The 11,014-nt window shown below is 68.9% G+C and carries 10 protein-coding genes; 2 read left to right on the top strand and 8 right to left on the bottom strand.

The genetic code is table 11. The annotated features are described in order from the left end of the window. Nucleotides 1–7 precede the first annotated feature (7 nt). From AB0M24_RS16810 to AB0M24_RS16790, 5 genes are all read right to left on the bottom strand, one after another. Nucleotides 8–1,804 carry an ABC transporter ATP-binding protein gene (locus tag AB0M24_RS16810; RefSeq protein ID WP_363767559.1) on the bottom strand — a complete coding sequence of 599 codons (1,797 nt, stop codon included), beginning with the start codon at nt 1,802–1,804 and terminating at the stop codon, nt 8–10. A 32-nt stretch (nt 1,805–1,836) separates the two neighbouring features. Next, nucleotides 1,837–2,865 carry an iron-siderophore ABC transporter substrate-binding protein gene (locus AB0M24_RS16805; RefSeq protein WP_363767556.1) on the bottom strand — a complete coding sequence of 343 codons (1,029 nt, stop codon included), beginning with the start codon at nt 2,863–2,865 and terminating at the stop codon, nt 1,837–1,839. 93 nt (nt 2,866–2,958) lie between these two features. Beyond that, nucleotides 2,959–3,792, bottom strand: coding sequence for an ABC transporter ATP-binding protein (locus AB0M24_RS16800; protein WP_363767553.1), 834 nt, complete (start codon nt 3,790–3,792; stop codon nt 2,959–2,961). 9 nt (nt 3,793–3,801) lie between these two features. After that, complete coding sequence (locus AB0M24_RS16795; RefSeq protein WP_363768267.1) at nt 3,802–4,449, bottom strand: response regulator transcription factor; 648 nt, start codon at nt 4,447–4,449, stop codon at nt 3,802–3,804. Beyond that, nucleotides 4,449–5,702 carry a sensor domain-containing protein gene (locus AB0M24_RS16790; RefSeq protein WP_363767550.1) on the bottom strand — a complete coding sequence of 418 codons (1,254 nt, stop codon included), beginning with the start codon at nt 5,700–5,702 and terminating at the stop codon, nt 4,449–4,451. The genes AB0M24_RS16795 and AB0M24_RS16790 overlap by 1 nt, the downstream gene beginning before the upstream one ends. A 162-nt stretch (nt 5,703–5,864) precedes the next feature. On the opposite strand from AB0M24_RS16790, the gene AB0M24_RS16785 reads away from it, so the two are divergent. Further along, on the top strand, nt 5,865–6,530 hold the full coding sequence (locus AB0M24_RS16785) for an ABC transporter ATP-binding protein (RefSeq protein WP_363767548.1): 666 nt from the start codon (nt 5,865–5,867) through the stop codon (nt 6,528–6,530). Beyond that, nucleotides 6,530–8,392 carry an FtsX-like permease family protein gene (locus tag AB0M24_RS16780; protein ID WP_363767545.1) on the top strand — a complete coding sequence of 621 codons (1,863 nt, stop codon included), beginning with the start codon at nt 6,530–6,532 and terminating at the stop codon, nt 8,390–8,392. Before AB0M24_RS16785 ends, AB0M24_RS16780 begins: the two co-directional genes overlap by 1 nt. A gap of 2 nt (nt 8,393–8,394) precedes the next feature. Here AB0M24_RS16780 and AB0M24_RS16775 read toward each other — a convergent pair whose 3' ends face one another. From AB0M24_RS16775 to AB0M24_RS16765, 3 genes are read right to left on the bottom strand one after another with little or no spacing between them, the layout of a single operon-like run. Continuing rightward, nucleotides 8,395–9,447 carry an iron ABC transporter permease gene (locus tag AB0M24_RS16775; RefSeq protein ID WP_363767542.1) on the bottom strand — a complete coding sequence of 351 codons (1,053 nt, stop codon included), beginning with the start codon at nt 9,445–9,447 and terminating at the stop codon, nt 8,395–8,397. Then, nucleotides 9,444–10,496 (bottom strand): iron ABC transporter permease, encoded by a 1,053-nt coding sequence (locus tag AB0M24_RS16770; RefSeq protein WP_363768264.1) that lies wholly within the window; start codon nt 10,494–10,496, stop codon nt 9,444–9,446. Before AB0M24_RS16770 ends, AB0M24_RS16775 begins: the two co-directional genes overlap by 4 nt. A gap of 32 nt (nt 10,497–10,528) precedes the next feature. Beyond that, the gene (locus AB0M24_RS16765; protein WP_363767539.1) at nt 10,529–10,978 is read right to left on the bottom strand and encodes a hypothetical protein; all 450 of its coding nucleotides are present in this window, start codon (nt 10,976–10,978) and stop codon (nt 10,529–10,531) included. Nucleotides 10,979–11,014 lie beyond the last annotated feature (36 nt).

Here is an 11,014-nt window from a genome sequence, read left to right as displayed (position 1 = left end):
GCCTAACCTAAGTATTTGCCGATCCGAATCTCCAAGCGGCCCAAAGTGCCGCGTAACGCCCGTCACGCGCGACAAGTTCTTCGTGCGTGCCCTGCTCAATCACCTGTCCCGCGTCGAGAACGGCGATGCGGTCGGCGGCAATGGCCTGGGTCAAGCGATGCGCGACCAACAGCGTGGTGCGGCCGCGGCAGGCCGCGAGCGCGGCCCGTTCGAGCGCGGCGGCACCCTGGCTGCCGGCCTCGGCTGTCGACTCGTCCAGCACGACGACGGGGGAGCGGCCGAGCACCAGCCGGGCCAGCGCGATCTGGGCGATCTTGGTCACGTCAAGACGTTCGCCGCCCTCGCCCACATCCGTGTGCAGGCCTTGGGGAAGCGCCTCGACCCATGCTTCGGCGCCGACGGTGCGCAGCGCGTCCATCAGCTCGTCATCGGTCGCATCCGGTGCGGCCAAACGCAGATCCTCGGCCAGCGGTCCGGCGAACACGTGCGCTTCCTGGGTCAGGATGCTCACCAGCGCGCGGGCGCCTGCTTCGTCGACGTCGGCGAGGTTCGTCGTGCCGATGTGCACTTGGCCGGTGCGCGGAGTTCCCGTTCCGGCAACCAAAGCCGCCAACGTCGTCTTGCCCGCGCCTGTCGCGCCCACCAATGCGAGCGAAGTGCCCGCGGGGATTTCGAGTGAGATGTCCTGGAGGACGTCGTGCTCGGATTCGGGATAGCGGAAGGAAAGCCCGCGCACCGACACCGGAAGTGGTTGTGCGTCCGCGTCCACCGCGACCGCGCTGCGCACGAGTTCGTCGCCGTCGGATTCGGTGAGCACACCGACCAAACGCGTCAGCCCGGCGCCGGACTTCTGCGCCTCGTCGAAGAAAGCCATGATCAGGCCGAGCGGCACGAACAACTTGTGGAACAACAGCGCGGCGACGGAAACCTGGCCCAGCGACGATTGTCCGTTGGTCACCAGGAAGTAGCCGACGACGATGATCAGGCCGAGACCGATGAACTCGGCGCGGTTCTCCCGTCCGATGAACCGGCCGAAGAACCGGAAGACGTCGATGCCGATGTTGCGCACCCGCCACGACTCCGCGGTCACCTTGTCCCGGAAGGCGTTCTCCAGGCGGTAAGCCCTCACTGTGGCGATACCGTCGAGGCCGCTGATCAACGCCTGGGCGCGATCCGCCTGGGCTTCGGAACGGGCGCGGTAGAGCGGCTGCGACCGCGGCAGGTACCAGCGCAACGCCAAGGCGTACGCGGGAAGCGCGCAGGCACCGGCGACACCGAGCCGCCAGTCGAGCCCGAACATGCCCGCGGTGGCGATCACCACCAGCACGACCGCCGAGAAGATCGTCGGGATGGCCGTGCGGAAACCCTTGGAAATAACAGCAACGTCGTCGCCGACACGGGACAGCACGTCGCCGCGGCCGACCTGCTCGATGCGCGCGCTCGGCATGCCGAGCACGGCCCGGACAGCGCCTTCCCGCAGTCGCGCAAGCATTTCCGCGCCGACCCGTCCGACGAGGTAGGTCGAGACCGCGGTCATCACCGCCCCGGCCAGTGCCGAGACGACGGTCGCGATGCCGATCGACCACAGGATCGACGCGTCGCGCCCCTGCGTGATCCCGTCCACCACGGTGCCCAGAAGGAACACCGGGACGATCTGCAGCACCGCTCCCACCACCGTCGCCACCACGGTGGCGATCGGCAGGGCGGGAGCGGCGCGGCAGTGGTCGAGCACCCAGCGAAGGGCCTCCCGTCCGGTGGCCGTGCGCAAGATCTTCGCGGGCGCGCCAGAGACACTCGTGGTCACGAGGGGAGGCCTTTCGCTGGGTTGAGCGTTGATCAGCCGGCGGACTTGGCGGCCTTCGCCAGCTCGTCGATCGCGTAGGGCAGGGACGGCAGCGTGGCCTGCGAGATCGCGGCGCCGACCGCCGGGCCCTCGCTGTCGAGCAGCCACGTGACCTTGCCGGCCTTGACCGCGGGCAGGTTCGCGAACAGCTGGAAGTTCTTCAGCGAGTCCGCGTCCGCCTTGTCGGCGATCACGAAGATGCGGTCGGTGTTGATCACGTCGACGCGCTCGGGCGACAGCTTGGCGGAGAAACCGCCCTCACCGAGCTTGTCGACCTCCGCGTTGCCCTTGAAGCCGATGCCGCCCACGAGCTGGCCGCGCACGTCGGTAGTGGTGAACGCGACGATCGAGTCCTTGTACCAGGTGATCACGGACGCGGTCTGGCTCGTGAACGCCGGGTTGGCCTTCTTGACCTCGGCGAGCTTGTCGTCGAGGCCCTTGATCAGCTTCGCGCCCTCGTCACCCTTGCCGACCGCCTTCGCGATCTGCAGCACGTTGTCCTGCCACTTCGCGCTGAAGGGCTCCTTCTCCTCCTTGGTACGGCCGACCACAGGGGCGATCTTGGTCAGCTTGTCGTACCAGTCCTGGGTGGCCTCGGAGTAGACGGCGACGATCAGGTCGGGACGCAGCTGTGCGATCTTCTCGTAGTTCGGCTCGGTGTCGCCGTTCTTCATGACGACCTCGGGCGTCGTCGAACCCCACTTGTCCTTCACCCAGGCCCACTGGGTGTTGATGTCGGGCTTGGTGCCCTCGGGGTTCGGGTACTGGTCGATCATGCCGACCGGCACGACGCCGAGCGCGAGCAGCGTCTGGTCGTCGGTGTAGCCGAGGGAGAGAACGCGCTTGGGCGCTTCCTTGATCTCCGTCGTGCCGAAGAAGTGCTCGACCTTGGTCGGGAACGTGCCACCGGAGGCGTTGTTCTGGTTCGGCGTCGAGGCTGGCGTGGAGGAACCACACCCGGCGAGGACGGTCGCCCCGACGATCGCGGCTGCTGCCACGGCCGTCAATCGCTTCCAGGTCATGGCTGTTCTCTGGCCCATTCGGCACCTCTTCGTTCGCTGCCCACGCGGCGGGGAAATTAGGACAGGCGAACCTTATCACCCGGTTAGGGCAGGCTAACCTAGTCCTTCGTCACTCTTTGATGTCACATGAGTCCGTCCGACAGGGACGATCAATGGACGCTCGCTGACGGGGTCGTCGATCACCTTCGCCTGCAGGCCGAATGTGTCGCGCAGCAGTTCGCTCGTGATCACTTCGCTCGGATGTCCTTGAGCGACAATGGACCCGGACTTCATCACGATGAGGTTGTCGCTGTAGCGAACCGCGAGATTCAGGTCGTGCAGGACCATCACGACCGTGCAGCCGCCCTCGTGCAGGTCGTCGACGAGGTCGATCACGTCGATCGCGTGCGCGAGGTCCAGATAGGTCGTGGGCTCGTCGAGCAGCAGCAGGTCGGTGCCCTGGGCGAGCGTCATGGAGATCCACACGCGCTGCCGTTGGCCCCCTGAGAGCGAGTCGACGGGCCGGTGCGCGAGATCGGCCACCCCGGTCATCTCCAGCGCCTTCGCGACGATCCCCGCGTCGTCGCTCGACCACTGCCGCACCCAACTCTGGTGCGGGTGCCTGCCACGCGCCACCAGGTCGGCGACCGTCAGACCCTCCGGCGCGATCGGCGTCTGCGGGAGCAGGCCCATCTTCTTCGCGACGTCCTTGGTCTTGAGCCGCGCGATGTCGTGGCCGTCGAGCAGCACCGTGCCCTGGCGCGGTTTGAGCAGCCGGGACAGCGTCCGGAGCAGGGTCGACTTGCCGCAGCCGTTCGGGCCGATGACCGTGGTGATGACGCCGGTCGGGATGGAGACGTCCAGGTTGTCCAGGACGACGCGGTCGGCGTACCCGACGGTGACGCCTTCTGCACCCAGTCGGGCGGCATCGTTGCGGAGCGCGGTCATAGGGCAACCTTACTTAACTGAGCCTGACCTCAGGTAAGCGAGCGTCGCGAGCACCCTCCGGTTGCGGTCCTCACCCGGCGAGAACCCGAGCTTGGTGAAGATGTTGCCCACGTGCTTGTTCACCGCGGCCTCGCTGATGACGAGCTTCGTGGCGATGCCGGCGTTGGCGTAGCCCTCCGCGACCAGGCCCAGGACCTCGAGCTCCCGGTTCGACAGCGCCGTCAGCGGGTTGCGCTTGAGCAACGTGCGCACCACCTGCGGGTCGACGACGGTGTCGCCCGCTGCCACGCGCCGCAGGACGGAGATGAACTCCCGCACGTCCCCGACTCGGTCCTTGAGCAGGTAGCCCACGCCCTCGCCGCTGCCGGAGTCCAGCAGGTCCGCCGCGTAGCTGGTCTCCACGAACTGGCTCAGCACGACCACTCGCAGGTCAGGGCGGTCCTGGCGCAGGCGCACGGCCGCCCGCAGGCCCTCGTCGGAGAAGCCCGGTGGCATCCGGATGTCCGTGACGACCAGGTCGGGGGCGTGTTCGGCGACGGCCGCGACGAGGGCTTCCGCGTCACCCACGGCCGCCACCACGTCAAACCCGAACCTGTCGAGCAGGGCGGCGAGGCCTTCCCTCAGCAGTGCGCTGTCCTCGGCCAGGACGGTGCGGATCACGTGCACGGGAACTCCGCTCGCACGGTGGTGGGCCCGCCCAAAGGGCTGGACAGGGACAGGGTGCCGCCGATCGCCGCGGCACGGTCGGCGAGGCCGGTCAGCCCGCTGCCGCGACCGGCGTCGGCGCCACCGCGGCCGTTGTCGGTGATCTCCACAGTGAGGACGTCGTGCCGCGCCACAGCGGAGACCTTGATCTCGGTGGCGCCACTGTGTTTGCCCGCGTTGCTCAACGCCTCGGCGACGACGAAGTAGCCCGCGCTCTCGACCGCGTCGGACGGGCGTTCGGGGATCTCGCAGTCGACGCTCACCGGGGTCGGCGAGCGATCGGCGAGGTTCTGCAACGCGGCCGGCAGGCCGAGGTCCGACAACGCCTGCGGGTGGATGCCGTGGATGAGCTCGCGCAGCTCGACCAGCACCTGCTTGGCCTGCTCGTGCGCGGCCGTCACGAACTCGGTGCCGGGGGAGTCCGGCTGCATCTCCACCTTCGCCATGCCCAGCTGGAGGATCAGGCTGACCAGGCGTTGCTGGGCGCCGTCGTGCAGGTCGCGCTCGATCCGGCGCCGTTCCGCCTCGAACGCCGTCACGAGCCGTTGGCGGGACTGGGAGATCTCGACGAGCTGGGTGCGCAACCGCTCGTCGGAGAGCAGCCTCCTGGCGACCACGCCGTGCAGGCCGGCGAGTCCGGCGGCCAGGTACAGCGCCCCCGCGAGCAGGACCAGCCCCAGCAGTGCGTACGGCAGCGCTTCGGAGGCCGTGCCCGCCTGGCCGACGCCTAGTGCCAGTGGACTGCCCGGCTCGACCACCAGCGGGCTGACGATCATCGAGACGGCCACCACCAGGGTCAGGGCGAGCGCGGCGCTGGGCAGCGCGGCCGCCGAGACGACGGCCAGGTAGCCGACCTCCCGCCAGGCCATCGGATCGGTGTAGCGGCGCAGCAGTCCGTTCGGCCGAGGTCTCGGCACCGGTTTCAGGCCGACGAGCCGCAACCGCAGCCGTTCCACGGTCGCCACGGGCAAGGCGATCAGCGGGCCCGCGGCCACGGCCAGCAGCCCGCCCAGCGCGGTGAGCGTCACCTCTCCGAGCGCTGGTTCCCCTCCGATGAGCCGGAACCCCAGGTACAGCCAGGGCAGGCACCACACGCCCGCGAACGCCGCCACGACCGGCGTGCTCAGCAGGTACGCCACACCGCGCCACGGCCAGGCGCTCAGCAGGAACCCCGGTCGTGCCATCGACCCCCAGATCGTGTGCACCACCCCACCGTAGCCAAGGTAGAGGTTCTGCTACCTCCAGACGGCAGTTGAGAGCAGTGACGCCGGCCTGTCCCGCGCGGTTGGCTGTCCACTGTGTTCGATCACAGGCAGGCCGTGGAACTGCATCAGGTCACGCGCCACTACGGAACCAGGAACACGAGCGTGGCTGCGCTCGACGACGTCAGCCTGAGCTGCCCGGCGGGAACGTGGACCGCGATCATGGGTCCGTCCGGTTCCGGCAAGTCCACCCTGCTGCACTGCGCCGCAGGACTGGACCAGGTCACCAGCGGACGCGTCCTGCTCGCGGGCCGCGACATCACGAGGGCGCCGGACAGCACGCTGACCGAGTTGCGCCGCCGCACGATCGGGTTCGTGTTCCAGAGCTTCAACCTGATCAGCTCGCTGACCGCCGAGCAGAACGTCGCGTTCCCCTCGAAGCTCGCCGGAGTGCGAGTGTCCAAAAAGGACGTGAGACAGACCCTGGCCGGTGTGGGGCTGGCCGATCGCGCGACGCACAAGCCGCGTGAACTTTCCGGTGGCCAGCAACAACGTGTCGCGATCGCCCGCGCGATGATCTCCCGTCCCGCCGTGCTGTTCGCCGACGAACCCACCGGCGCGCTGGACTCCCATTCGGCGAAGGTCGTCCTGGAGTTGTTGCGCACCATGGTGAGGACGGTGGGGCAGAGCATCGTCATGGTGACGCACGACCCGGCGGTCGCGGCCAGTGCCGACACCGTCGTCTTCCTCGCCGACGGGCGGCTCGTGGACCGCGTCGACTCACCGACCGTCCACGACGTCGCCGAGCGGCTCGCGAAACTGGAGAGCTGATGTTCCAGCTGTCGTTCAGCACGTTCCGCGAACGCTGGGAGCTGTTCGTCGGAGCGATCCTCAGCGTCGGTGTCGGTGTCGCTCTCGTGCAGGCCTCGATGCTTGTGCTGGTGGCCACCGGTACACCGCAGATCCCGCCCGGGATGTCCCGCCAGACCGAGGACAAGATCCGTGAGGGGTTCGTGGCCGCCGCGACCGTCATGGGCATGACCGCTTTCCTCGCCATGTTCCTCGCGGTCTTCATCGTGAGCTCCACGTTCGGCTTCACCGTCGCCCAACGCCGCCGCGACCTCGCCCTGCTGCGCCTCACCGGTGGCAGCCGCACCCAGCTGCGGGTGCTGCTGCTGTCGGAGTCCCTGCTGCTCGGCCTGGTCGGATCGGTGCTCGGTGTCCCGTTCGGACTGATCGCGAAGTACGCGCAGACGTGGCTGCTCGTCGAGATCGGCCTGCTGCCGGACGGGTTCACGGCACCGTGGCGGTTGTGGGCGGTGATCGTGTCCGGGGTGGTCGGTGTCGGCGTCGCGGTGGCCGGGGTGTTCACCGCCTCGCTGCGGGCGGCGCGGATCCTGCCGCTGGAAGCGTTGCGGGAGACGGGAAAGGCCGCCGCGGTGATGACCGTGTCGCGGTGGTTCTTCGGGGTGTCGGCCGGCGCCTGCACGATCGCGATGGTGTTGTGGGCGCAGGGAGCGAACCTGATCGGCGCGATGATGGCGGCGCTCGGCGTCTCCATGTCCGGCGCGGTCGCGATGAGTCTGCTCAGCCCGCTGGTGGTGCCGCTCACCGCCTGGTTGGTGCCGGGCAGCACCCTGGCACGGGCCAACCTGCGGGACGGCGTGCGCCGCAGCGCCGCCACCGCGTCGCCGTTGATCGTGCTGGTCGCGCTGTTGCTGGGACTGGCGGGCACGTTCGGCTCGCTGTCGGCCGCGGGTGGCGAGGAGGCGAAGCGGTCGGTGAACGCCCACCTCGTCGTCACGTCGTCCGGCGAGGAAGCGGAACGGCTGGCGGGCATCGAGGGCGTCGCCGTCGCGTCACGGCAGAACACCGTGGACATCACGATCACTTCGGCCAGGAAGTCGTTCTACGCCGGGATCGTCGCGGTGGACGCGGCGGACTACGCGCGCACGCACACCTTGGCTCCGGTGTGGGGTGATCTGTCCGCGCTGACCGGTGCCACTGTGTTCACCGGTCCTGCTCTCCACGCGGATCGGATCGCTCCGGGCCAGGTGCTGTCCGCCGAGGCAGGAGGGGCACCGTTGCAGCTGACCGTGGTCGGGGGACTGCCGGAGACCCTGGAGATGGGCGACAGCTTCCTCGTGCCACGTCAGGCGTTGCCCAGGCAGGTGTGGGCGGGCGCGCCGACCGAGACCGTCGTCCAGGTCGCTGACGGGCAAAGTCCCGCCGCAGTCGCCGGACGAATCGAGGAACTGGGCTTCAGCGTCCGGACCGTGGCCGAGTGGGCTTCCGCTCGTGCCGAGAACGCGCAGGACGGCAACGTCAAGATCCTGACCGTTCTGATGGGACTGGCCGGGTTGTACGCGCTGATGGCCGTGGTGAACTCCGTGGTCATCGCCGGAACCGAACGCAGGCGCGAGTTCGCGGTCTTCCGCGCGACCGGGCTGACGCGGCCCCAGGTGGTCAGGACGGCCGTGGTGGAGGCGATCGCGGTCGCGGTCATCGGCGTGCTGCTCGGCTGCCTGGTGGCCGGGGCGGGTCTCGCGGGCATCGGCGGCGCGGTGCGCAAAGCGATCGGTACGACCGTGGTCTACGTCCCGTGGACCCTTCTGACGATCGTCGCAGTCGGATCCGTGGTGATCGTGGCGGTGACCAGCGCGCTCACCGCTGCGGTGGCGACGAAGAAGTGACCTCAGGCGGCGCGTTTCACGTTCGCGCGCACCAGCAGGTAGACGAGGAACGGCCCGCCGATGATCGCCGTGACGATGCCGACGGGCAGGTCGTTGGGCAGCACGGTCCGTGCGATGAGGTCCGAGCCGATGAGCAGCAACGCACCGAACAGGCCGGAAGCGATCAACGGCGGCACGGGAGAACGCAGCAGCCGCATGGTGATCTGCGGTGCTACGAGCGCCACGAACGGCACCGGACCGGCAGCCGAGACCGCGACACCAGCGAGGAGCACCGCGCACAGCAGCAGTACGGCGCGCACGGTCGTGTAGCGGACGCCGAGACCGGCGGCCACGTCGTCACCGAAGTGCATCGGCCGCATCTGGAACGCCACGACCAGGACGACGACGACCAGCGCGATGGTGACCCACAGCGTCGTCCACACCTCGTTCCACGACCGCGAGTCCAAAGAACCGACGAGCCACGCCTGGGCGCGCGCGACGTCGCGGATGTCCGCCACCACGAGCAGCCACGTGGTCAAAGCCTGCATCACCGCGCTGACCGAGACGCCGATGAGGATCAGCCGAACGCCGTCGATGCCGCGCCGCCACGCCATGAAGTAGACGAGCAACCCGGTCAGCAGCCCGCCGGTCAGCGCCGCCGCGGGCAGGCCGACCGCATTGGTGATCGCCGCGCCACCGCTCAAAGTCACGAGGAACACCGCGGTCGCGCTCGCTCCGCCGGTGATGCCGAGAACGTCCGGGCTGGCCAACGGGTTGCGCGCGATCGACTGGGTCAGGGCGCCGGAGACTCCCAGCGCGACGCCCACGATCAGGCCGATCAACGAGCGCGGCATGCGCAGGTCCATGATCACGAACTCGTCGACGCGCTCGCCCTGGCCGAAGATCGTCCTGATCACCGCGGGCAGCTCGATCGTGAAGTCGCCGACCGAGATCGACACGCAGAAGACGAGGAACGTCAGCGCGGCCAGGACGAGGGTCACCAGCACGATCCACGGCCGCCAGACCCAGGACCAGCCGCCGACGCGGACACCGGGGTGCATCTGTGTGGTGGTCATGCCTGCCTGAACTTCCCGAGCCAGACCAGCGCCGCGAAGAACGGGGCGCCGATGAGGGAGATGACGATGCCGGCCGCGAGCTCGGACGGCCGCACGACCAGCCGGCCCGCGATGTCGCCGAGCAGAAGAACCAAGCTGCCCAGCAACCCCGCGTACGGGACGAGCCAGCGGTAGTCCGGGCCGGTCAGCCATCGCGCGATGTGCGCGACCATCAGACCGAGGAACGCGATGGGCCCGCACGCCGCCGTGGCCGCTCCCGCGAGCAACGTGACCGCCACGACGCCGATGGTCCGGCCCGCCGCGATGTTCACGCCTAGCCCGCGCGCCACGTCGTCGCCGAGGTTGAGCAGGTTGATCGTGGGCAGGTTGAGCAACGCCAGCACGAGTCCCACGACCACGAAGATCGTGGCGACGATGATCACGTTCCACCCGACGCCCTGCACCGAACCGGCGTTCCAGTACCGCAGCACGTCCAGGGTCAGCTTGTCGCCCAACGCGATCCCGACGGTCATCGCGGCGAGGAACACCGTCACGCCCTGTCCGGCCAGCGCGAGGGTGAGCGGGTTGCCGGCTCCGCGCCCGAGGCTCGACAGCCCGAACACGACCACGCCGGCTCCCGCGGCACCGAGGAACCCGAACCACATGTACTGGATCGGGTTCTGCAGTCCGAACATGGAGACCGCGAGCACCACGGCGAACGACGCACCGGAGTTGACGCCCAGCAGGCCGGTGTCCGCGATGGGGTTGCGGGTGTGGCCCTGGATCAACGCGCCCGCGACGCCCAGCGCGAGGCCCGCGACGATCGCGAGCACGGTCCGGGGGATGCGCAACGTCTGCACGATCAGCGTGATCTCGGTGAGGCGCTGGTCGGTGCCGGGGTCGCCGAACAGCCCCTGCCACACCTCGGCGGGGGAGAGCGACCGGGCACCGATCACCAGCGACAGCACCGCGGAGACGGCGAGCAGCACCAGCAGGACCACCAGCCCCGGCAACCGGCGACTGCTCGCCCTGACCGGTGCGGGAACCAGCCCGCGTTGCTCCACCACCATACTCACGACGGGCTACGTTAGCGCACCCTTACCTAACTGTTCTTGACGCCGCCCTCGATGGCCTTGATCGTCTTCGCGAACGCGCCGCCCAGCACGTTCTTGCCGAAGACGGTGAGCACGAGCCCGAGCAGCTTGCCCTTGAGGTTCTTGCCCTCGCGCACGATCCGGGCGTGCACCACGGTCGTGCCGTCGGCCTGCTTCGTGAAGGTGTAGGTGTGGCCGGACTGTCCGCCCCACAGGTTGGAGTCGACGGTGGTGAGCACGATGCGCTCGGGGTCGGACCAGTCGTAGCGCAGACGCTCCCAGATGCCGCCGTTGCCCTCGGTCACGTCGGCGAACCCGGCGCCCTGGTCGTGCACCTTCAGGTAGTCGTCGGCGCTGTTGGGGAACAGCTCCTTGCGGCCGGGACCGAAGTCGGTGAGCCCGGCGAGGAACTGCTCGGGTGTGGCGGTGGTCTGCTGGTTCAGGGTGATGGTGGCCATTTTTCCGCTCCTCGTGATGCTTTCTGTCAGGAGCAA

This window comes from Lentzea sp. NPDC051838 (genome assembly GCF_040681245.1).
GTDB lineage: Bacteria > Actinomycetota > Actinomycetes > Mycobacteriales > Pseudonocardiaceae > Lentzea.
Note: the sequence above shows the minus strand (reverse complement) of the source record. Positions and strands in the feature narration are given on the sequence as shown.